Here is a 23,231-nt window from a genome sequence, read left to right as displayed (position 1 = left end):
GACGCGCGGATGCGTGGCGCGTGCCGGGTCTTGCTTGACGGTGGCAGAATTGCGGGTCAGGTCGAGGGGTAAACGCTGGGCTATGTTCTCTTGGCCCTTCGGGCCGTACGACGGTCACGGCTGTCCCCGCGCTGCTCTCAAAAAATGTGGGTAAAGCTCTGGGGTTTACCCTGGGAAGGCGTTCCCCCCCGAATTAGCCCTCCTGAGGCGTACAGGCGTGACGCCTAAGGAGGGCTCGATCGTGATTTTACGGTTACCCAGGGGGTAAAGCCCTGGGCTATGTTCTACCGGCCCGTTGGGCCCAAGAACGATGTAACGCCGTGCGGAGCATCCGGCAGCACCTCCTCCCGCCGGAATTCTACCGAGATAATTGTGTAAATGGTATGAATCATCTTGCAACACTCGGGATCCGGACGGCAGCTTGATTGTTGTGTCGACGCTCCGGCGCGAAGGGTCAGGCGCACTTGGGCCAGGGTTAGCATCACTCCGTTTCAGACGTAGACCGCAGATGTTTGTCGAATGGCTACGATGTTGCCTTAGCCCCTCAGGTGCTCGCCGAGTTCGTTCATGTATCGACGGACCGGGAGCGGTTCACCCATCCGCTGACGGTGGGAGAGGCCGTGCAGCGGGCAGAGGTGTGGTTGCAATTGCAAATTCTCCTATCGGCATCAGTGGCAGTTTGGGTTACATTCTTTTAACTTGAACAATTAGCGTATGGCTTCGGTTCCCCAAGCCTCCCCTGATTCCCTTACGAATACCTCCACTCGCTCTGAGCAGTGGGCCACAATCCTGGAATGCCTGAGCCTCCCGCGCGAACTCGCGTTCGGCTACCTGGGCCTGCTGCTGTTCATGATGGGCGATGGGGTCGAGTCGGGTTATTTGGCCCATTTTCTTCACGGCGAGGGGTTCTCCCAGGGCAAGGTTGCGCTGCTTTTCACCATCTACGGCGCGATTTCGGCCATGGCGGCCCGCTACTCCGGCGCCATCGCCGACGTTTGGGGGCCGCGCGTGGCGATGTTGACCGGCCTGCTGGTCTGGATCGTATTGCAGGTGATTTTTCTGGGGTTCGCGCTCCCGATGGCGAGCTTTCACCTGATCATCATTGCCTACGGGCTTCGGGGGCTCGGGTACCCGTTATTTGCGTACGGCTTTCTTGTTCTGGTCACCAATACGACCCCCCCGAGGCGGCTGGCGTCTGCCGTCGGCTGGTTTTGGTTTGCATTCAGCGCCGGGCTGCCGACGTTGGGCTCCCTGGTCGCCAGCCTGATGATTCCTGCCATCGGCCAGTACGCCACCCTCTGGTGCTCGCTTTTGGTCGTCATTGCCGGCGGGCTCGTCGCCCTGACCAGCATCCCGAAAAAGACGAGGCGCCCCGGACCGGTTGCGCCGGGAACCCAGACGTCGAAAGCGATGCTTTCAGGCGTGTTCTCGAGCATGTCGATCGCCTGGAAAAAACCGAAGACAGCGATCGGCTGCGTGGTGCGGATGATCAACACGGCCCCGCAGTTCGGTTTTCTGGTGTTCCTGCCGACGTTCTTCACGACCGTGGTCGCGTTGCACCTTAGCGAATGGCTGCAGTTGCTCACCTACATGTTCCTGAGCAACATCATTGCGAACCTGTTGTCGGGCATTGTGGGGGACCGGCTCGGCTGGCGGCAAACGGTGGTCTTTGTCGGCGGGGTCGGCTGCACCATCACGACCCTGTTGCTTTATTATATTCCGGTCGCGCACCGTGGAAATTTTGCGTTGTGCGTTTTGGTCGCGATGCTTTACGGGGCGACCCTGGCCGGGTACGTCCCGCTGACCGCAATCATGCCGCACCTGGCCCCGGAGAACAAAGGGGCGGCTATCTCAATGCTCAACCTTGGTGCGGGCCTCAGCGCCTTGCTGGGTCCGGCGATCGTGGCCATTTTCCTGGGGCCATTGGGAGTTGAGGGTGTGATGTGGATCTTTGCGGGCCTATACGCGCTTAGCGCCGTTTTGACCTTGTTTCTCACCTTGCCGGAGGAGACGGAGACCGGAGCGATCCGTTGGAGCGGGATTGGCGGTGCGGCGTTCGGCGGTGGGCCGGCCGCGTTCGGCGCCTCGCCGTGTCTCCTGGCGCACCCGCCGGCCATGGCGGCCCTTGCCGCCGAAGGTGACATTGACCTGGTGTTGTTTGATCTTGGGGGAACAATCTACGACGACGCAGCTTACACCCGGGCATTGTTGCGGGCGGTCCATGAAATCAATCCGGAGATTGAAGACCACGAGTTCTGGGCCGTTTATGATGCGGAGCGGACCCGTGCATCGGGCTCCTTGCGCACCGCCATCGCCAACCAATTCGCTGACGGGGATCGTAAAAGGGTGACCACCCTGGCCCGGCGCTACTGGGAATACATGTTGCCTGACCTTTATCCGGACGTGAAGCCTACACTGAGAGCGCTCGTCGCCCGGTTCAAACTCGGGTTGGTGGCGAACTCGGGTGATGCCGCCCTGAAAGCGTTGCGGCGGGACGGCCTGCTCGACCTGTTCACGGTAATTGCCTTGCCGGACCGGGCCGGCGTGGAAAAGCCTAACGAGAAAATCTTCCTCTACGCGCTGGAGAAGGCCGGAATTCCAGCGGATCGCACTGTGCATGTGGGTAACCGCCTGGAGAGCGACGTTCGTCCGGCGCAACGGTTGGGAATGCGGGCGGTGTGGCTGTTGCGCGGCGACGCGCCACCCGCGCCGACGTTGGACCAGTTGGCCGAACCGGACGCCGTGATCACTTCGCTGGTGGGTTTGCCGACGGCGCTTTCCAGGCTGACCGGCAACCCTCAGATCGGCGCGGAGGCTACCATCTCCGCAGCCGAGACACTCGGGGCGCCGCCTTCTTCCAGTCGCCCGGCCGGCGTTTAGGCCTCCTGACGGCCTTCCCGCTCCCGCGATTCGCGTGCGGATGCCTGCGCGCGTACGTTTGCCAGCAACTCGGCCAGAATCCCGTGTTCCACGGGCTTGACGAGGTGGTGATGAAACCCGGCCGCGCGCGAGCGTTCCCGATCGCTTTCCTGCTCGTAGCCGGAGAGCGCGATGAGAATGCTGTCCTCGTTCTCTTGTCGCAGTCTGGTCGCGACCTGATACCCCTCCATGCCCGGCAGGCCGATGTCGAGCAGAACAAATTCGGGCCGGTGTTCTCTGGCGGCCTCGATAGCTGCAGGTCCGTCGTAAACCGTCCGCACGTCGTGCCCCTGGCGGCTGAGCAGCCTGGCCAGCGTGTTCGCGGAATCCATATTGTCGTCAATCACGAGGATGCGGACCGGCCGCTGGTTCGGCGCGGTCCGGCTCGAGAGGGTATTGACCGAAGGGACCGGGCGAGCCGGGCCGGCCACCGTGGAAGTGGAAGCGGGCAAGTGCACCACGAACTCGCTGCCTTTACCCGGACCTTCGCTGTACGCCCGTACGTTACCCCCGTGCATCTCGGCCAGAGATCGCACCAGGGTTAACCCGATGCCAAGCCCGCCTTCCGTGCGCGCCAGCGAACGGTCACCCTGGACGAACAACTCAAACATTTGCGGCAATCTCTCCGGCGGGATGCCCGTGCCGTTATCCCGCACACGAATGACGATTTCGTTGCCGTCTTTCTTAGCGCTCAAAGCAATCTGGCCGCCGGCCTCGGTATATTTGGCGGCGTTGGTCAGAAGGTTGACCACGATCTGTTCCAACCGGGTGGGATCAGCTTCCAGGTCGAGGGTGCCGGGCCGGAAGGAGACGGTTAACTCATGCTGGCGCTCTTCAATGAGCGGCTGGACTGCATCCACAGCGCTCCGGAGGATGGCCGCGGCGTCCAGGCGCTCCTTGCGCAACTGGATTTTGCCCGGGTAATGCGGGATACGTCGAAGAGGTCATCGATCAAACGCGTGAGTTGCCGCAATTGCCGCTGGATGACCTCCATGCTCCAGGCGATTTCCTGGGCATTGGTTACACCTTCACTCAAGGTCACGGCATTACGAATTGCGGCCAACGGGTTACGCAGCTCATGCGCAAGCATGGCCAGAAACTCGTCTTTGCGCTGGTCCTTCTCGCGCAATTCCTCGTAAAGGCGCGCGTTCTCGATCGCGCCCGCGGCAATTTGTGCGAGCTGAACCAGGACAGCCAGGTCGTCCTCGCTCAGTTGGTCCGCAAAGTTGCCCGAGAGACGGATCACGCCAAAACTCCGGGTGTTGCGTCCGACCAGGGGCACCGAAATTCCCTCATTTGAAGCCGAGAGGCTGTCCGGCGGGGGCACGTCCTCACCGGAGCCGGGCAGGACGCCTTTGTCGGAGTGCGAGACAACGGTGAGGGGTTGATGAGGTTTGTGCCGGTCGAGCACGACGGTCGTGGCAGCCTGGTGAGCGCCGATAAGTTTGCGTGCCTCCTCCGTGATGATGCCGAGAACGGACGGCACGTCGTGAGCGGCGTTCAGCCGGGTCGAAATGGCGGCGAGCTCCTGGAGCTGCGCACTGCGCCGGGCCGCAGCCTCCTCTCCGCGCTTGCGCTCGGTGATGTCGAGCACGGTACCGATGAACCGGCGCACCTGCCCGCGATCATCCAGAAAGGCTCGTCCCCGGGCCGTCACCCACCGCTCGATTCCGTCCTGCAAGCCGATGGTGCGATAATCGATTTCGTAGCGGCCATCGTTCTCCAGATTCAGGGCGGCCCGCACGGCGGCATCGGTTCGGTCCCGGTCGTCCGGGTGCACGCCTTGCAAAAACATCGCGTAATCCATTTCCATCCCCGGGGGCAGGCCGAAGACCGCCCGGGTCTGGTCCGACCAGAACAAGTCCCCGGTCACAGGATCAAAATCCCAGGTACCGAGATTAGCTGACTCGACGGCCATGCGCAGGCGTTCCTCACTTTCGCGCAACGCTTCCTCGGCCAGTTTGCGATCGGTGATGTCGACCACCACCCCGGACAAGCGTTTGGTTCCGTCAGCGGGATCCGTCTCAACCCAGCCGCGGGCGACCACCCACCGGGAGGAGCCGTCCGCTTGGATGACGCGGTATTCCTCCTTATAGACGGCACCTTCACGCAAAGCCTTGTCGATGGCCCCTTCAACCCGAGGCCAATCATCCGGGTGAACGGCCTTTGCGTACTTTTCGATCGGCCCGCCGGCGGCATCTTCCGGGCCGACGCTGAAGAGCCGTGCAAGGTTGCGATCCGCGGTAACCCGGTTGTGCTCGACGTCCCAGCTCCAGGTCGCAATCTCAGCTGCAACCAGGATCGATTCCATCCGGGAGCGCAGGTCATCCACGATTCGCTCGGAACGGACCTGCGAAGTAACGTCCTCCGTCCGGCAGATCACGAACCGCACGGTCCCGTCAGCAGCGATCACGGGCGAGAGAAGCGTCCGCCGATAACGGTCTTCGGCTCCATGGCCCGTCGATCCGGGTGAGCGGAGGGCGTACCGGAGGGCAACCTTCTCGGATGCACGGCCCTCGCGCACCCGATCCAGCGCAGCGCGCAGGATACGGGCGCCCTCAGTCTCGCGCACGCCGGCACCATCCTGGAAAATCTCGAAAAGGCTACGGCCGAGCAGATCGTCGGTCCGGGTCATCGTCGTCCGAAGGAACGCCGCGCTGGCAGCCACGATCGGGTAATCGTTGCCGCGTGGCTGCACCACCACGTACAAATCGGGGACCGCCTCAAAGAGCGCCTGAAGATCGAGCGTTGCGTGATCGGAAACGTCCATGTGATGAGGCCTCGCTGCATTTAAAGGTTAACGGCTCTGTCAGAGGTGGCAGCCATGAAATTGGTCGACGCGAACTCTCACAAGTCTTTATAGATAATACATAGATCCATCCGGCACCTCCGCCAAGCGCGGAAGCCGTGCAGACCGTTCGAGAAGGCCGGCCGGTGCCGCGAAGTCTGCCCGGGGCTGATCCTTTCTCTACACCCCAGGCGGTCCCTGGGATGATTTGTCATTTGTTGCGGGTAAAGCCGGCCCTTTTCCGGACGATAAAAAGGGTGTATAGGTACCCAGCCGATCAGCGTGGGCATGCCCCTTGCTTCGCGGGGCCCCGTACAGGCAGGCCTGCGCAGCCGCCGATTCAGCCGGAAAACCGGCCGGTCGCAACGTTATCGTCGCACATTTTTATCGTGAGTTCCGTACCCAACATTTCTCCTGTTTTTAATTTAGAAGATCAAAAAATCCTGGATGACTGGATCCAGGCCGAGCGCCGCAAGCATACCTTGCCGCCGCGCGTGGCTCAAACCTCGGCGAAAACGCTCCTGCGCTATCTGCGGAGCGCTTGCCCGCTTCTAAGCGAATTGCCCGGGCTTAAAGGCCTGAGGCCCGACGAAATCGAGGTTGAGGCAACCACCCTGGTCTTGAAGCGGAAGGCCGAACTCGCCGAGCCGTTCGCGATTCGCTTTTGGCTTAAGGCGCCCTTGATGCAACTGCCCGGCAGCCACGTCCGGGTTCTGGAGAAGTTGCCGGCGGCGTTTGCCGAGGCAAACCGGCGGCTCAGCCATGGTCTCGAACGCGCCCAGGCGAAGCTGGCATCTCTGCGACCGGCCGAGTACACGTTCCAGGAATGGGAAGCCATTCGCCAGGAACTCGACCCCTCATCCTCCAAGCCGTTGCCGCTGGGGGCGTTTGCTTCGCGCGTCGATCAGGCCATCAAACTTTCCCAGGCCGTGAAGCAAAAGCGCGAACTGGCCGAGGGCCTTAAACTGCTTGAGTACCCCGAAACTTTTCCGTGGGCCAGGGCGACTCGCCGGACGCTTACGGCGATTCTCGGGCCGACCAACAGCGGCAAGACTCATCAGGCATTGGTGAGACTGGCGGGCGCAAGCACCGGCGTTTACCTGGCGCCGCTGCGTTTGCTGGCCGCTGAAACCTGGGACCGGCTGCAGGGCCAAGGCATTTATACCGACCTGGTCACGGGCGAAGAGCGCCTCCTTACGGCGCAGTCGACCCACGTGTCGTCGACGGTCGAAATGCTGGACGCAACCCAGTCATATGAGGTGGCGGTTATTGACGAGGTGCAAATGATTGCCGATGCGTCTCGAGGCTGGGCATGGACGCAGGCCATCGTGGGCGTAAATGCGCGCGAGGTCATCCTGCTCGGAAGTCCGGAAGCCGAGCCCGTGCTCAGAAAGCTGGCCGAGACGCTGGATGAACCGCTCGAAATCATTTTTACCCAACGTTTGAAACCTTTGCGGGTTGCGGACGAACCGCTCAAGTCTCCCAAGGATGCCGGGCCCGGCACTGCCTTCGTCTCGTTCTCGCGTGCCCAGACGCTGGCCTGGAAAAAAACGTTAGGTGAAGCCAGCACCGCGTGCATTTACGGTGCGCTTTCACCCGAGGTACGGCGCGGGGAGGCACGGCGCTTTGCCGAAGGCCGTGCGGAATACCTGTCGAGCACCGACGCCATCTCGATGGGGCTTAACCTTCCGATCCGTACCATCGTTTTCACCAGCCTGACCAAATGGAACGGAAAAGAGGAAGTTGTTCTCTCGAAATCTGAAATTCTCCAGATCGCCGGCCGGGCCGGCCGTTTCGGCCACGGCGACGATGATGAACCCGGCATCGTGACCGCGCTGAACGAGGCTGACCTCGAGGTGATCCGTGAAGCCCTCGCTTCCGGCACGGGAGACCCGTTACCGTTGAAGGTACCGGTCGCCCCGCGCCTGCAAACGCTTGAATACCTTGCGGAACGTACCGGCAAGGAGCGGCTCGATTCCTTGTTGAAGACGTTTTCCAGCCTTCCGGAACGGGACCAACTCTTTTGCAAGGCTGACATTTCGGGGATGCTCGAACTGGCGGCGCATCCCCGGGCCCGCGCTTCGCGCCGTCCTTTGGAAGATCTCCTCACGGTGTGCAACTGCCCGATCAATCCTCAGGAAAACCGGCACCTGAACGCCTGGGTCGACTGGCTCGACGCGCTCGAAAACGGACAAAGCCGGGGTTTGCCGGTTCTGGAAAGCCGGGAGGGTGAAGAGGCTGACACGCCCCAGGATCTCCACGGGGCCGAACGCGACAGCCGCCTGCTGGGCGCCTACAAATGGATGCATTACCATTACCCGGACACTTTCCCCGACCTCGAGCCCGCCCACCGTGAACTCGACCGGCTGAACCGGTACATTCTGGCATCGCTGCAAAAACGCTTGCAGGCCGCCTGCCATACCTGTGGCCGCAGGCTGCCCGCCAATTGGCGAACCCGCTGGTGTCACGCCTGTTTTGAGGGCGGGCCGGCGGGCCGGGTTGGTCGGCGCCCGCCGTTTAAAGGGAACGCTGCCCCCGGCGCCAAGCCCGCCCTGAAAGGGAAACGGCGTTTTACGGCCGGCGGACGGCGGAGGCTTTCCAGCGCGAATTTACCTGCCTGATTTGCACCCTCGCGTCAGAAACCCTTCGGGTGCGGCGTTTTGACCCATCTGGATGCTTCCGGAGAGCGGCCCGTTCCCGATTGAAGAGCCGGTCAGCGGCGGAACACGCCTTTTTCGCCGGGAGATGTATTATCCCATTTCGACGGCCATGGAGTTAAAATCTTGTCTTCCCTCCCGGGTGCCCTGCCGGCGTTACACCTGTCAGACCGTATAAACGGTCCAGGCCCAATGGGCCGGGAGACGATTTTATGGCCTGAAGGGCCAAAGGAACATTGCCCAGGGTTTAACCGACTGCCATTTAGTTAAGGACGGCAGGCCGGGCATGGCCTTCGTCCCTTCGGGACCAAAGCATCCCCCTCATCCTTAACTATATGGCAGTGGGGTAAAACCCTGGGGAGGCGTTTCCCCCCGATCGAGCCCTCCTAAGGCGTCACGCCTGTACGCTCTCCCCAACAAACGCCCGCCCCGCCGGGTTGGATTTGCTGAAGGGGGGGCAGAAACCGTGAGCAACGCCCTCTGCCGCCCCTGCAGGGCTCGATCGCGATTTGACGGTTTCCCAGGGTAAACCCTGGACTATGTTCTACCGGCCCGTCGGGCCTGAGACCGATTTAACCCGCTACGGAGCACCCTCCGGTGCCGACGCCCCCCTGAGCCGGCATTTTTCCGAGATAAACGGTCTGAATGGCATTAACCATATCATTGGCACAGAGAATGCTGCCTCTGGAGCCCCTGTGAAGTTCGCGACCGCAGTTTACCATGGAGACTCGCGTCAAGACGTTATGAATCAGCAACTTGAAGGCACCCTCGAAGCGCTGCGTCGAGCCGAACAAAAGTACCGGAGCATTTTCGAGCACTGCGTGATCGGCATTTTTCAGACCACGCCCGAAGGGCAGTACATCAGCGCCAACCCGGCGCTTGCCCGGATGTATGGCTATAACTCGCCCGCAGAGCTGATTTCAGCCCTGACCGACATCAACCGCCAACTCTACGTCCGGCCAAGCCGCCGCGGTGAGTTTATCCAACTGGTCCGTGAACAAGGCAAGGTGATCGATTTTGAATCTGAAATTTATCGCCGGGATCAGAGCGTTATCTGGATCCTGGAAAACGCACGCATGGTTTGCGACGAAGTCACCGGCGAGGTCCTTTACTATGAAGGCATGGTGCAGGATGTGACGCGCCGTAAACTGGCCGAGGAGGCACGCGACCGCGCCAATGCGCATCTCAGGCTGCAGTATGCGGTCACCCGCACTCTGGCGGAAATGCGTCACCTCGGTGAAGCTTCGGGCAAGGTCGTGCAAGCCATTTGTGAAACGGTCGGGTGGGATTTCGGTGCTCTTTGGCACGTGGATCCTGCCACGCAGGCTCTGCGCTGCGTCGACATCTGGCGTGCCGATGACGTCAATGCGCAGGAATTCGTCGACGCCACTCAGGACCTCACTTTCCGGTCAGGGGTGGGCCTTCCGGGGCGGGTCTGGTCGAGCCGCAAAGCTTTTTGGATCCCGGACGTTGTCGCCCTCGGACAGGAGCAATTCCCGCGCGTTGCCCTGGCAGCCAAAGGAGGACTGCACGCCGGCTTCGCTTTTCCGATTCTGCTCGGAGAAAAGGTCATCGGTGTGATGGAGTTCTTCAGCCGCGGGGTGCACCCGCCGGATGATGAACTGCTATCCATGCTCACCGCACTCGGCACTCAGATCGCAAAATTCATCGAGCGCGAGTCACTGGTCACCCGGCTGGCCAGCTACGTTGGAGGGGGCCGCTGAATTTCCGTCCCACGGCAGGCACGCAATCTTCAGGCGATTCCTTTCACCGCCGCGATGGCTCCGCGCAAAGCGCCCGTTCCACGCGCCCCCCTCTGCGGCGACATTTCCCTCAGCATATAAGAAATCCGCCGGAACTTATCATTGATAACAGATCATCGATAATAAATCCTTGATTCCTGTCGCGGCAATGTTATCATCGATAACGTAACGTTGATAACAGTTAATCCGTTATGACCGCGATTTCCGCTTCCGCCTCCGCTGATGTGCTCTTGGCGCCCGCCCAGCCGACACGTTCGCCGCGCACCTCGATCATCCTGGCCGAACTTGCCCGCCAACACCGGTGGGAACGCCTGCAGCGCCGGAAAGCTCGGGCGCGCCGGGCGCGCTGGTTGGCGCTGTTCAATCGAAAACCTTTTGATCTGATCCGGGTGCAGTGCCCCCTGCACGTGACCTTTTCCGGCCCAATGCCGATGGTTTACGCGCTGCCGCAGCAGTGGTAAAATCTTTTTAGCCGTTGCCGGCGCGCAACGGCCGATGCAGCCCTGTATGTCCTCCATTTCCAAGCCCGCTCCATCATCTTCAGGCCGCAAATGTAAGGGTAAAGGCCATGAACGGCGTGAAGAGATTCTCTCCGTCGCCCAACGGCTTTTCGTGCAAGAGGGGTATGCGAGAACCACGATTCGCCGAATTGCATCGGAACTTGGCCTTTGTTCGACGGTACTCTACCTCTACTTTCCCGATAAAGGCGCGATCCTGGAAGAGATTTGCGCCAGCACTTTTGCCAAATTGGCTCGGGAATGCCGAGAGCTCCGTGCTTCGGGACAGGATCCGGTGGCCAATCTGCATGCGGCCACGAGCGGCTACATCCGGTTCGGCCTCGAGCACCCGCAGGAATACCTGCTGACATTTAATCAACCGGCCCAAGCCGCACAACCGGCGAAGGATGCGGAGCCGGACAACGATCCGGGCTGTTGTGCGTACGCAAGTTTCCGGGCCCTGGTCGAAGACGTGGTGGCTGCCGAGCCAACCGATCCGGCGGTGGCCATTGAGGTTTTGACGCAGTGCCTATGGGCCGGCATGCACGGCCTGATCATGCTCCAATTGACGAAGCCGGGCTTCCCCTGGGCGGAACGCGACGAACTCATCCAAAAGCACGTGACGCTCCTCTGCGAGGGGCTCCTGCAATCAGCCTCGGCAAAAGCCTGAGGGGGCCGGCTGACCGGCATCGTACCTGCATTTTCCGGGGTCACCCTGGCGCGGGCGGTCTGGTCCCCGGGGTTCGCCATCGCGCCGGAATACCGGCTGCGCTGCGCCTCAGCCCCTGCTTTTAGGCGGGAGTTATTGTGATGCGGAACCTGATTTTTCGTTTTATATGGGTCGCCGCATCGGTGTAGCCAGGTGTGCTCGGCTCTCTTATGGGTTATGACTCCTGCTATCTCGCTCCGGATTTCAGCTGTTCTCCCTTTCGGCGGCGGGGTCGAAGCGGCTGTCGTTAACGTGGTAAGCTCCGGCGGATTTGCGGCGGCGTACCGGGTGCTCAACGGCTCGAACGGCGTCTATGTATCCGCCGCCCTGTTTCAACGCCTGGAGATCGCCGATCAGGTTGCTTGCAGGAGCAATCACCGGCGTTCGCTCGAATCACCCTTACGCTTATCTGATACCGATCCCGCATGAACAAACCGTTGCTTTGCCTGGCCGCCCTTTCCCTGATGATTCCGTTACGCTTTCCCGTCGCCGCTGCTGACCCCCCGCCATCACTGGACCCGAATGCCGCCAAACCGCCCGTGGCCGAGCGGCGGCCCAGGACCGTCGGGCTGCATGGCGACAAGATCGAGGATCCGTATTTTTGGTTGCGCGAGAAGGATTCACCGGCGGTACTTGCTTACCTGAAGGCAGAGAATGCCTACACGGGGGCGGTGATGGCGCCGTTCAAATCGTTTGAACACTCACTTTATCGGGAGATGCTCGGGCGCATCAAGCAAACGGACGTTTCGGCGCCGTACCAACAGCGTGGTTACTGGCATTACCAACGCACGGAAGAAGGCAAGCAGTACCCGCTGCTCTGCCGCAAGAAGGGAACCCTCGACGCGCCGGAAGAAGTGGTGCTGGACGTCAATCGGCTGGCGGAAGGGCAGAAGTTCATGGAACTCGGCGCGGTTGCGTACAGCGACGACAACGCGCTGCTGGCTTACTCGACCGACGTGACCGGCCACCGCGACTACGACTTTCATCTTAAGGATCCGGCCACCGGCAAGGAAATAAAAACTCCCATCGGCAAGGTGGCCGATCTGGCTTGGGCTGCGGACAACCGGACCATTTTCTACGTCGTTGAGGATGACGCGAAACGATCCTACCAGGTCTGGCGGTACACCCTCGACGAAAAGGCACCGGCGTTGCTCTACGAAGAAAAGGATGAACTTTTCGACGTGACCGTGGAGCGTTCACACGACGGCAGCTTTCTTTTTGTCGGGTCCGTCAGCAAGCGCACCAGCGAGTATCGTTTCCTGCCCGCAGACCAGCCCAACGGTGCGCTCAGACTCATCGCACCGCGCCGGAACGACGTTGAGTATTACCCCGAGCACCGCGACGGGCTATTTTACGTGCGCACCAACGATCAGGCCAAAGAGTTCCGCGTGGTGACTGCACCGGTTGCGACGCCGGGCGATGAGCACTGGCGGGAATTCATACCCATGCAGCCGGGGACGACGATTGAGGGGTTCGAGCCGTATGCAAACTATGCCGTGATCGTTGAGCGGGAGGCGGGGCTGTCGCAATTCCGGGTGGTGGACTTCGAAACCAAAGCGTCGCGCCGCATCCCGCTCCCGGAGGCGGCGTACGAGGCAAGCCCGGACCACAACGAAGAATTTGCGGCCGGCACGTTTCGTTACCGCTACGAATCGCCCATCACTCCCCCCAGCGTATTCGAGTACACCTTCGCCACGGGCGAGCAGAAACTGCTCAAGCGCAACGAGGTGCTCGGGGGTTATGACCCGGCCCGCTACACGATCGAACGCGCACAGGTAACCGCCGCCGACGGGGTCAAAGTGCCTCTGGACATCGTGCGCCGCAAAGATACGCCGCTTGACGGCAGCTCGCCATGCTGGCTTTACGGCTATGGTTCGTACGGCATGTCCATCGACCCATCCTTCTCATCGGTTCGCCTTTCGCTCCTTGATCGGGGCGTGATCTTCGCCCTGGCGCACGTCCGCGGCGGCGGCGAACTGGGTGAAGCGTGGCACGAAGGTGCCCGCATGCTGAGCAAGAAAAACACGTTCACTGACTTTATAGCGTGCGCCGATTACCTGGTGGCTCACCGCTACACCGCCCACGAGCGAATGGTCATCGAAGGGGGCAGCGCCGGGGGCTTGCTCATCGGTGCCACGCTCAACCTGCGGCCGGACCTGTGCAAGGCGGCCGTTCTCGACGTGCCGTTCGTGGACGTGCTTAACACGATGAGTGACGCCAGCCTGCCGCTGACCACCAGCGAGTACATCGAGTGGGGCAACCCGCAAAAGAAGGACGAGTACGATTACATCAAAAGTTACAGTCCCTACGACAACCTGGCCGCGAAGAACTATCCCAGCCTGTTACTGCTTACTTCGCTCAACGACAGCCAGGTGCCTTACTGGGAACCGGTCAAATACACCGCCAAGCTGCGGGCGCTCAAAACGGACCGCAACCCGTTGCTCCTCAGGATCAATTTGGACGCCGGCCACGGCGGCGCCTCCGGACGTTACGATCAATTGAAGGAAGTAGCGTTCATGTACACCTTTGGCCTCGCCACCTTGGGCCTGGCGCGGTGAAACCGGAAAAACCTCAGACCAATCTCAGCTGCCGATAAATCGGGCGAAGTAGTTCCCGAACCGCGCGATCTCGCCGCGGGGCGGCAGTTCGGCGACGACGTAGCCGCCGGCACTTACAAGATGGCCGCTTCTTGTGTCGAAAATCACGATACCGTAGAGCACAAAATCGCTCAGCGAGAAATCCTCGGTCCCGTGCGCAAACACGCTCGCCGTCGTCTCCGAATTCATCAGTTTAGGCCAGAGGTTCTGGATTTCCTCCGGAAAGACCAAGGTCGCGTCAATCGCCAGGTAGGGAGTTCCGGACCCTGCGCCGGAGCCATTCCGGTTCACGTATTCCCTGCCGCGGGCTTCGGCCAACCGCGCCTCATTCGGGTTCGGAAAATAGGTCTCGATCGCAAAATTCCGGCGGCCGACGCGGTCGCTGTTCAAAGATGCGCATCCGGCAATCAGCAAGCAGGCCAAAACGCAAAAAAGCCGATTCATCACAGGCTTAAATTTCCTTCCATTTCTCACTCCGATCCTTCGATTTTCGTCTCAGACCGTACGCGACGGATGATCCCGGAGGATGCGACCGGCCGCATCTCCTTTCTAATGTCGGGCGTTTTCTCCCGGACCGGCTGGCGCACCCGAAGGGGCATGTGCGTCTGCTCCGCCCCGCTCCCTCTGGTTGCCGGCAGGGGATACGGATGCGCTCGGGGCAGGCGTAGGCGCAGGCGTAACGGAAGGCGAGGCCGCCGGCGTTGAAGTTGGCGTAGGCGAAGGTGAGGCGGCAGACAGGTCCGGTACGGTGAAGTTGCCGCGATAGCCGGCATCATCGAGGTACCGCTGCGAATCACTCGGCTCCGGAGGATAGTGGACCCGGATATCATCCACGGTCGACCATGAGCCGTCAGGCCGCTGCACCTGGATGGCCACCGGCGTGCCCGGAAGCAGGCCCGAAGCCGCAAACTGGTTTTGCAAGGTCGTGAGGGGCGAAAAATCGGTGCCGACCTGCCCGGTGGCCAACACCTGGCCGGTGTCGGGCCGCACGATTCGATAGTTGCCGCGCTTGCCGGTGTTGGTGAGTGCGTAATCAAATTCCAGATCAGTATTGCGCTCCGACGGGGCGCTCTTATCAGGCAAATCCTGGCCGAGCGCCGATCCCGCCCACAACCAGAGAAGCGCGCAGACTGCCGCTCTAAGTGCTGCCGGAGACGTGATCCCGCCATCGCTGGGACCAGCACCTTGCAAGGATTCGCACGCGTTTTGAATGTATTCCATACGCATCTCGTGGCACGAACCGGAACACCGGAATTTTTTACGCCGCTATCCGCGATGTCAAAAACGAACTTGGAAACAAGAGAATGCCCATCAGGAACGTCGTTCTGGTTGCCGGTATCCATGGGGTGAGCGGCCGCGCTGCCGCCGAATGTTGGGCTTCCCTCCCTGACACGCAGGTATACGGTTTATCGCGCCGCTTCGCACCTTTGCCGGCGGGCGTGGAAGGCATCAGGGCGGACCTGCTCGACCGGGAAAATCTGCAGCGAAAGGTCGGACCGCTGGGCGGGATCACCCACATCGTGTTCGGCGCGTACATTGAAAAACCGACCGCGGCCGAACGCAGCGAGGCCAACCTGGCCATCCTGAGAAATCTACTCGATGCCGTCGAACCGGCCTCTCGCACTCTGCAACACGTCACATTCTACCAAGGCGGAAAAGCCTATGGCGCCGACCTGGGGCCCTTCAAAACGCCTGCCCGCGAGGATGATCCGCGGTTGATGCCGCCGAACTTCTATTACGACCAGGAGGACTTCCTCCGCGAGCGCCAGCAGGGTAAAGCGTGGCATTGGACGGCGCTGCGGCCCGAAGCCATTATGGGCTTCGGCCTGGCCAACCCGATGAATCTCGGCATGTCGATCGCCGTTTATGCCGCCATTTCCAAGGAACTCGGGCTGCCGCTAAGATTTCCGGGCACCGAGAAAAGTTACAGGATCTTGTACCAAATCACGTCGGCAGAAATCCTGGCCAGCGCAACGGTGTGGGCCGGCCGGTCCGAAGCGGCCAGGAATGAGATTTTTAATATCACCAACGGCGACTACTTCCGTTGGAGATACCTTTGGCCCCGCCTTGCCGCGATGTTCGATCTGCCGGCGGCCGATCCCGTCCCGACGCCGCTGACGGTGTACATGGCCGATAAGCGGCCCCTGTGGGACGCGATGGTCCGCAAGCATAAATTACAGCCTCTTTCCTACGAACAGGTCTCGTCGTGGCCATTCGCAGACGCCATCCTGCGCCTGATGGACTATGACAACATCTCCAGCACCATCAAGGCGCGCCGCGCGGGGTTCCACGACTGCATCGATACAGAGGATATGTTCAGGAATTTCTTCGCCCGCCTCCGGCGGGACCGCGTGATTCCGTAGGCGCACGCGGCTTTGAAAGCATGGTCACGAGCGACGCGAGCTACCGCGAGAACCGGCGGCGCGGCCCTCTCGATCACGGCGCCGGGATCATCTGAACGCAGACCGGCGAACCCACCTCCACCGTTTTACCCGTCGGCGTCAAGGCGCCGGTCTCCGGGTCACGTTTGAAAATCACCAGGTTATCGCTGTCCTGATTGGCGACCACGAGGAAGTTGCCCGTCGGATCGATGCAGAAATCCCGGGGTTTGGTTCCTAAACTGGCTTGGTGCCCCACCGTGGTGAGGATGCCGGCCTGCGCATCAACCGAGTAAATGACCAGGTCGTTCGCGTTTGTGCGGTTGGAAGCGTAAAGGAATTTGCCGTCCGGAGAGAGGTGCAGGGCGGCCGCTCCGACGTCGCCCGGCCACTCCTTGGCCGCCACCCGAACCGTCTGGATCGGCTCCAGGTGCGGCCCGTGGACACGAAACACCACGACCGCTTCGCCCATCTCTTCGATCAGGTAAACAAACCGGCCATCGTGGCTGAACGCCAGATGCCGGGGTCCGGCCCCGGGGCTTAGGACGGTAAACGGCGGCTGCGCCGGGTGCAGGGGGAATGTCTGGCTGCCCGGTTCGCAATGGTAGGCGTACACCCGGTCCTCGCCCAGGTCAGTCGCGAAAAGAAACTCATTATCCGGCGAAGGTATCACCATGTGCACGTGCGCGCTCTTCTGGCGTTCCGGATTCGGACCGTGCCCGACGTGGGTAAGCGTTTCAACCGGGCCGGCGAGCGATCCGTCCGGTTGCACGGCCAGGGCGGACAGGCTGCCGCTGCTGTAGTTCGCCACGAACACATTCTGGCCGTCGGGTGACAGGCTTATGTAGCAGGGGTCGTCACCAAGGGCGGGCATTTTGTTGATAAACGTCAAGGCACCCGACGCGGCATCGAAGTGGAAGGCGCTGACTGCTCCCTGCTCACTGCCGCAGCCATGCAGTTCATTGACCGCGTAGACAAACTTCGTGTCGGGGCTCACCACGAGGTAGGAAGGATTAACCGTCTCGGCCGGAGCGGCGAGCGTTTGCAGGTCGCCGGTCTCGGCATTGAATCGAAAGCTGTAGATGCCCTTGCTTTTGCCGGAAGTGTAAGTACCCACCAGCACGTCGAAGCTGTTGCTGTTCGGGGGTTCCGCCGCCTGGCCGGCCGGCACGCAGTTCAGCCAGGCGCAAAGCAGGCCCAGAACGGCGACGGCTCGTGGCGGATGTATCTTTGCCAAGTGAAAGGCAAAACCTTGACGCTGTTTATTAATCATGGTCGGGGGGCCGGTTAGCTGGTTACAAGGGGGGCTTAGCCTGGAATCCGGGTAAGACGTTCCTCTGCAAAGTCGATTGATTCCAGTCTATTTTCGCTTTCCGGCACGCTCGCGCGTTCACGGCGAGAGCGCGGTGAAACGGCCGGGTGAAACGGGACTGACCGGCAGTCCGGCGGCAATGGCCACCTCCGCGGCCGAATGGAATGAATTTTTTTTGCCCGGCACTGAAACTCGGGCCGGCCCAATTCCTAAGTATCAAGGTGAGGGCGCGCAGCCTGCGCGACGATGACGAGGGTCATCGCCGTGCGGCTACGCCCCGTATCCCGGCGATTAATAGAAGTGTAATCCAATGCTCAAGCGACTTTACCGCCTTATTCGTGGGTCCCTCGGCATCCTGCTTCGAAGTCTGGAGCAACAACATCCTGAGGCGCTCCTTGACACCGAGCGTGAGAATCTGCGGAAACAGATTGCACAATACAACCAGGGCCTCGCGGCCAATGCCGGCCTTTGCGAGCGCTTGATCACGCAGGTGAGGACCCTGGAGAGGGACGAAAAGGCCCTTCGAGCGAAGACGACCGCCCTCGTTCGCACGGGTAATCGCGAGCTCGCGGGATCCTTCGCTGTGCGGCTGCAGGCGGTCCGGCAAGGGCTTCACCAGAGCCGCGCCGACCTTGAACAGGCGGAAGAAACTTATCGCCAGCTGATCCGGGCCCGCGACGTGGCGATCCAGAATGCGCAGGCCCGGATTGAGGCGCTGCGCTCCGTGCTGGATGACCTCAAAATCAAACGGGCGACGGCTGAACTGGCCGAAATGGCTTCCGGTTTGATCATCCGGACCGGCGGAAGTGGTGATACCCTGGCGCGCTTGCAGCAGATGATCGAGCAGGAACGCGATACAGCGGCCGGGAAAGCGCGCCTCGCCCGTGATACGCTTACCGCCGGCAACGTCATGCTTCAGGAGCGAGAGCGGAAAGCACTGGAAGAACAAGCGCTGGCCGACTTTGCCGTTACGGAAGGCATCACCTCGGAAACCGGGATTGCCCCTGGCGGCGGGGTGGTTGCAGCAAGGACGTTAAAAGGCTAAGCTGGAGTAGCTAGAAAGCGAGCGTTCGCTTGGATATTTATCTGTCGTGCCTCATCGGAGGCTTTATCGCGCTGGCCGCTTTCGGTTTGTGCGGGGCCGGGTTTCACCACTTCGGGGTCCACCACGGCCATGGCAACCCGCTGCACGCGCGACCCGCAGGCCACCTGCGCCACGGTTCGGCGCGCCAATCGGGTGGGCGCTCCGCCGGAAACCGTCACTCGGACTCGGACCCGATCTTTGCCTGGCTCGCGTGGTTTTCACCGCTTTACCTCTGCGGGATGGTGATGGGTTTCGGGCTTACCGGCTTGGTGGTTGCACCCTTTATCCAAGGGTGGCCCTGCCTGCTGCTGGCGCTTTTGGGTGCGTACCTGGTGCGTACCTTTTGCATCCGCCCGCTGATGTCCGGCGTGCTGCTGTGGGCTTCCGCCCCGGCCAAGACTCTGGATGCGGCTGTGCTTGAGACGGGCGCGGCGGCCACCAACTTCGACGAGCAGGGGTATGGCATGGTGCGGCTGACGCTCGACGGTCAGGTCGTTCAATTGCTGGGCCAGCTGACGCCTGAGGAGCAGGCCGGCCCGCGCGTCAACTCGGGTGAGACGCTCTTTATTCGCTCCGTTGACCCCGTGAGACAACGGTGCGTGGTCTGCCGGCGGACCCCGGTGATCCCTGGTGAACCGGCTAGCGCAGGAGCCGGCGAAAAGCAATCCCGCCGCACTTGCCCGGCGTGCGGCCACGAGTTTTCCGGAGCATTGGAAGGCTGCCCGGTCTGCCAACTGCGGATGGCGCTCGACGGCGAGGCTGAATCTGCTGAGGACGCTGAGGCGGATCGGGCCGAGCCTGCGCCGGACGGCAGCCGCCCGGCCATTCAGTTTGAGCACTACGAACTGCTGGCGGGCCAGGACGGCCAACCGGTGGAACTCGGCCGCGGCGCGATGGGAATAACGTATAAAGCGCGCGACGTCATGCTGGGCTGCCCCGTGGCCCTGAAGGTCATCGGGGAAAACTGCCTGGGTAACGACTCGGCGCGGCTCCGGTTCGTTCGCGAGGCTCGGGCCGCCGCCAGCGTCCGGCACCCGAACGTGGCCTCGGTGTTTCACCTGGGCAGAACCGGCCGGAACTACTTTTATGCGATGGAGTTCGTGGACGGCGAGACCGTGGAGAGCCTCGTCAGGCGCAACGGCCCCCTCGAAGTCAGGTCGGCGCTCGAAATTACCCGGCAGATCGGCGCCGGGCTGTCGGCGGTGCACAAACAGCACCTCGTGCACCGGGACATCAAGCCAAGCAACATCATGGTAAGCCTGGACGACGCGAGCACAGGCGCCGTGACCGCCAAGATCATCGACCTGGGCCTGGCAAAGGCGGTCCAGGCAACCGGTTCTCAGCCCGGGCTTTCGGCGGCCGGCGCGTTTGTCGGGACGCCTGAGTTTGCCAGCCCCGAACAGTTCGCCGGGATTCCGGTCGACATCCGCTCCGACCTTTACGGGCTCGGCGCAACGCTCTGGTACATGCTCAGCGGCCGCGCACCGTTTCGGGGCACGCCCGCCGAACTCATGCACCAGCATTTGCACGCCGCGTTGCCGGTTGGCCAACTGCACCACGTTCCTCAGCCGGTCGTGGCCCTCCTCCAGACACTCCTCGAAAAGGACCCCGCGCGCCGGGCCCAGAACCCGGGCGACCTACTCCAGGCGCTGGCGGCGATTGAGCGCGAGGCCGGTGAAGACCGGGCCGTTGCCGTTGCGTCTCAGCCGTCGCAGCCTGTGCTCAGAAATGAGGTCTCCGGCCCAACCCGCGGTCCTCAGGACCCCGCCGGCAACTGATCCCGGGGAGCTCTGCCCGGCAACCGGTCGCTCTCCGCCAACCCATTTTTCCTTCCGTTGAAAAAACAGCTTCTCCCCCTGCCCTGCAAAGAAAAGAAAGATAAGCACCTATGCTTACAATCATCGTGACGGTTGGTATTATTGTTCTGGCCGCCCTGCTAATCCCCATTTTTGTCACCGCCTTTCTGCGGGATGTGGAAGCCGGCTCGATCCGCCTGGTCACCTGGTGGCGAGGAAACATGAAGATCTACCGCGGCCCCGGTAAAAGCTACGAGGTGCCTTTGCTGACGAACGGCACCACGATCTCGAGCAAAGCGATCAATGTCGACCTCGACATCACCGACCAGACGGCGGACGTGGACCGTACCGGCGTGCCTAACCCGATCAAGGTGCGCGTCCTCGCCAGCGCCATCGTGTCGGTGGGCGACAGCGATGAATTGATCAAAACCGCTGCGAACCGTTTCTTTGCCAAAACGCCTGAGGAACAGATGGCGGCCTTAACGGACCTCCTGTCATCATCCGGCCGGCGCGCGGTCAACCTGTTAACCCACGACCAGCTGTTCAGCGCCAAATCGACCCCCGGGAGAACCTCGTCGCCCGGCGGCCGGGATGACCATTCATTGCTGCCGGTCACCGTCGCCGCGGAGGATGACGACGATCCCCTGGCCATCATCATTCGAAAAGCGTGTTCGCGCGAACTGACGGATCTCGGGCTCGTCTTCAATTCCCTGAACATCAAAATCGTTCAAAGCGAGGTGGCCGAAGCGCGACGGCGCCAATCGGCGGCGGAAGCGACGGCAAACGCGGAAATTGTAGCGGCGAACCAGCATCGGCGCGCCAAGGAAGCCCAGCTTGACGCCGAGCGCTCCATTTCGGACAAGCAAAGGGAGCTCGAGCAAACCCGCTTGGCCAACGCCGTGCTGATCGCGGAGGCCGAAGCCAAACGGCAGGATGCCCTTGCGGGCCAGCGAGAGAGCGAATTAAGGGCGACCCAGATTGCGCAGGCACACGCCGATTCCGAAGCGATGCAAATCGCGGCCGAAGCGCAGGGCAAAGCGGAAGCGGTTCGAATCACGACGGTCGCGGCCGCGAAAGCGGAGGCGATCCGTAAAGTTACGGAAGCGATTTGCGAGGGCGGCGAGCAGTACCTGCGCTACCGCCAGATCGAGATGCTGCCGGACATCGCGCCGGCCATTGCGGAAGCCCTGGCGCAAGCGAAGCTGGTGACTCTGTACAGCGGCGGCGAACAAGGTGATGCGGCGTCTTCCACGGCCGATTCCATTACGAGCGTTCTCCGTACGGTGTTGGCTGCGCAAATCATCACGCGTAATGGCCTGGTTGAACCGGGCGGAGGCGCGGCGCAAAATTTCGTCGGCAATGGTGCAGCCGGCGCCGAGCCAAACCAAGCCCCGGCCGGTGATGCGGAAGCCCGGCCCGTTACGGAGCGGAGTGAAGCCCGGGAAGGCGGGCACAAACCATCCAGGCACTACCCCTGATCTTCACCCGTGAACGTCGATCGCAGTCCGCCTCCCGAGGGGGTGGCGCAATTTCAGCCAACGCATTGGACGCTCGTCCTGGCAGCCGCGCAGAGCCGGGCACCCGGGGCTTCATCGGCCTTAGCCCAGCTCTGCCAACTCTATTGGTACCCGCTTTACGCTTTTGCGCGCCGGTCCGGCAAAACGCCCGAAGACGCGCAGGATTTAACCCAGGGCTTTTTCCTGCAACTCCTCGAACACCGGATGCTGGCGGCGGCGGATCAGCGCAAAGGCAAATTCCGTTCGTTCCTGCTCGCCGCTTTCCAGCATTACCTTTCGGACCAGGCCGACCGGGCCCGGTGCCTGAAGCGAGGCGGCCGCTGCAAATTCATTTCGCTCGATTTCGAGAACGCCGAAAATCGCTACGCGAGGGAACCGGCGGACGCCGCACTGACGGCGGAGCACCTGTTTGATGCCCGATGGGCGATTCTCCTGTTGGGCCGGGCAAAAACCCTGCTCCGCCAGGAGTACGCCGCTCAGGGGCGGACCGCGGTTTTCGAAGCCCTGAAAAGCTTCCTGGAGAGCGGCGCAGTCACCCCTTCATACGAGGCGGCGGCCGGCGCGCTGGGCATGGGCCTGGGTACCACGAAGACCCTGATCCACCGGCTGCGCAAACGCTATACGGCGATCCTGCGCCAGGAAATTGCCCGCACGGTGTCTGACCCGAGTGAGGTCGACGCGGAAATCCATGCCTTGTGTGAAGCCCTGATCGCCTCCGAAGGCCGGCTGGAGCCGTGACACCTTCTTATACCATTCAGACAGTTACCTCGATAGAATTCGGCTCAGGGGGCGTCGGCGCCCGAGGGTGCTCCGCACCTTGTTGAATTCGTCTTAGGCCCAACGGGCCGGCAGAACCTAGCCCCGGGTAAAGCCCACCACTGCCATTAAGTTAAGGGCGGTGGATCGGGGCGCTTTCGTCCCGCAGGGACGGCTGAGGTTAGCCAGGGACTTTCAGTCCCTGGACGGGGCATTTAAGAAGGATCGCGTCCCGTAGGGACGCCTGAAACGCTGCCCCGGAGGATGCCGACGCCCAAGGGGCCCGCCAAACCCGGCGCGACCCTCGACGACGAACACCCGAACGTCTCCCCACCGTTGACGCCCGCTTGGCTTGGCGCACGCCTTCAGGCGTCCCGAGGGGACGCGATCGCTCGTAAATGCTCCTCACAGGCACTAAAGTCCCTGGCTAACCTCAGCCGTCCCTGCAGGACGAAAGC

General features: G+C 61.8%; 15 protein-coding genes and 4 pseudogenes. 12 read left to right on the top strand and 7 right to left on the bottom strand.

Annotation, left to right across the window (positions count from 1 at the left end; genetic code table 11):
• Positions 1–714 precede the first annotated feature (714 nt).
• Positions 715–2,880, top strand: coding sequence for an MFS transporter (locus tag JO015_01015; protein ID MBV9997669.1), 2,166 nt, complete (start codon positions 715–717; stop codon positions 2,878–2,880).
• Here JO015_01015 and JO015_01010 read toward each other — a convergent pair.
• The 4 pseudogenes from JO015_01010 to JO015_00995 all read right to left on the bottom strand — a co-directional run bounded on the left by JO015_01010 (position 2,877) and on the right by JO015_00995 (position 5,689).
• Positions 2,877–4,009, bottom strand: a pseudogene (locus tag JO015_01010) (response regulator). The gene JO015_01015 and the pseudogene JO015_01010 sit on opposite strands and share 4 nt — an antisense overlap.
• 465 nt (positions 4,010–4,474) lie before the next feature.
• A pseudogene (locus tag JO015_01005) lies at positions 4,475–4,837 on the bottom strand (PAS domain-containing protein).
• Positions 4,838–4,861: 24 nt separating this feature from the next.
• A pseudogene (locus JO015_01000) lies at positions 4,862–5,230 on the bottom strand (PAS domain-containing protein).
• 33 nt (positions 5,231–5,263) lie between these two features.
• Positions 5,264–5,689, bottom strand: a pseudogene (locus tag JO015_00995) (PAS domain-containing protein).
• A 407-nt stretch (positions 5,690–6,096) separates the two neighbouring features.
• On the opposite strand from JO015_00995, the gene JO015_00990 reads away from it, so the two are divergent.
• The 6 genes from JO015_00990 (at position 6,097) to JO015_00965 (ending at position 13,891) form a co-directional block, all read left to right on the top strand.
• On the top strand, positions 6,097–8,328 hold the full coding sequence (locus JO015_00990) for a hypothetical protein (protein MBV9997668.1): 2,232 nt from the start codon (positions 6,097–6,099) through the stop codon (positions 8,326–8,328).
• A gap of 575 nt (positions 8,329–8,903) precedes the next feature.
• On the top strand, positions 8,904–10,088 hold the full coding sequence (locus tag JO015_00985; GenBank protein MBV9997667.1) for a GAF domain-containing protein: 1,185 nt from the start codon (positions 8,904–8,906) through the stop codon (positions 10,086–10,088).
• Positions 10,089–10,318: 230 nt separating this feature from the next.
• The gene (locus tag JO015_00980; protein ID MBV9997666.1) at positions 10,319–10,588 is read left to right on the top strand and encodes a hypothetical protein; all 270 of its coding nucleotides are present in this window, start codon (positions 10,319–10,321) and stop codon (positions 10,586–10,588) included.
• Positions 10,589–10,634: 46 nt separating this feature from the next.
• The gene (locus JO015_00975; GenBank protein MBV9997665.1) at positions 10,635–11,294 is read left to right on the top strand and encodes a TetR/AcrR family transcriptional regulator; all 660 of its coding nucleotides are present in this window, start codon (positions 10,635–10,637) and stop codon (positions 11,292–11,294) included.
• Positions 11,295–11,510: 216 nt separating this feature from the next.
• Positions 11,511–11,762: a hypothetical protein gene (locus JO015_00970; GenBank protein ID MBV9997664.1), complete on the top strand. Its 252-nt coding sequence runs from the start codon at positions 11,511–11,513 to the stop codon at positions 11,760–11,762.
• A gap of 35 nt (positions 11,763–11,797) precedes the next feature.
• Positions 11,798–13,891: a S9 family peptidase gene (locus JO015_00965; GenBank protein MBV9997663.1), complete on the top strand. Its 2,094-nt coding sequence runs from the start codon at positions 11,798–11,800 to the stop codon at positions 13,889–13,891.
• A 24-nt stretch (positions 13,892–13,915) separates the two neighbouring features.
• On the opposite strand, the gene JO015_00960 is transcribed toward JO015_00965, so the two are convergent.
• Both JO015_00960 and JO015_00955 read right to left on the bottom strand, forming a co-directional pair.
• Positions 13,916–14,374: a hypothetical protein gene (locus JO015_00960; protein ID MBV9997662.1), complete on the bottom strand. Its 459-nt coding sequence runs from the start codon at positions 14,372–14,374 to the stop codon at positions 13,916–13,918.
• Between the two features lie 105 nt (positions 14,375–14,479).
• Positions 14,480–15,151, bottom strand: a complete 672-nt coding sequence (locus JO015_00955) for a hypothetical protein (GenBank protein ID MBV9997661.1) — start codon at positions 15,149–15,151, stop codon at positions 14,480–14,482.
• An 83-nt stretch (positions 15,152–15,234) separates the two neighbouring features.
• Between JO015_00955 and JO015_00950 the strand changes: the two genes are divergently transcribed.
• Positions 15,235–16,293, top strand: a complete 1,059-nt coding sequence (locus JO015_00950) for an SDR family oxidoreductase (protein ID MBV9997660.1) — start codon at positions 15,235–15,237, stop codon at positions 16,291–16,293.
• Positions 16,294–16,366: 73 nt separating this feature from the next.
• On the opposite strand, the gene JO015_00945 is transcribed toward JO015_00950, so the two are convergent.
• Entirely contained in the window at positions 16,367–17,581 is a 1,215-nt protein-coding gene (locus JO015_00945) for a lactonase family protein (protein MBV9997659.1), read from the bottom strand.
• A gap of 349 nt (positions 17,582–17,930) precedes the next feature.
• Here JO015_00945 and JO015_00940 point away from each other — a divergent pair, with 349 nt between their 5' ends.
• The 4 genes from JO015_00940 to JO015_00925 all read left to right on the top strand — a co-directional run bounded on the left by JO015_00940 (position 17,931) and on the right by JO015_00925 (position 22,755).
• Positions 17,931–18,665, top strand: a complete 735-nt coding sequence (locus JO015_00940) for a PspA/IM30 family protein (protein MBV9997658.1) — start codon at positions 17,931–17,933, stop codon at positions 18,663–18,665.
• Between the two features lie 29 nt (positions 18,666–18,694).
• Complete coding sequence (locus tag JO015_00935; GenBank protein ID MBV9997657.1) at positions 18,695–20,482, top strand: serine/threonine protein kinase; 1,788 nt, start codon at positions 18,695–18,697, stop codon at positions 20,480–20,482.
• A 110-nt stretch (positions 20,483–20,592) separates the two neighbouring features.
• Complete coding sequence (locus JO015_00930) at positions 20,593–21,978, top strand: hypothetical protein (GenBank protein ID MBV9997656.1); 1,386 nt, start codon at positions 20,593–20,595, stop codon at positions 21,976–21,978.
• 9 nt (positions 21,979–21,987) lie between these two features.
• Positions 21,988–22,755, top strand: a complete 768-nt coding sequence (locus tag JO015_00925) for a hypothetical protein (GenBank protein ID MBV9997655.1) — start codon at positions 21,988–21,990, stop codon at positions 22,753–22,755.
• Positions 22,756–23,231 lie beyond the last annotated feature (476 nt).

This window comes from Verrucomicrobiota bacterium, from assembly GCA_019247695.1.
In the GTDB taxonomy this organism is placed as follows: domain Bacteria; phylum Verrucomicrobiota; class Verrucomicrobiia; order Chthoniobacterales; family JAFAMB01; genus JAFBAP01.
The sequence above is the reverse complement of the archived record's forward strand: the minus strand, read 5'-3'. Positions and strand labels throughout refer to the sequence as shown.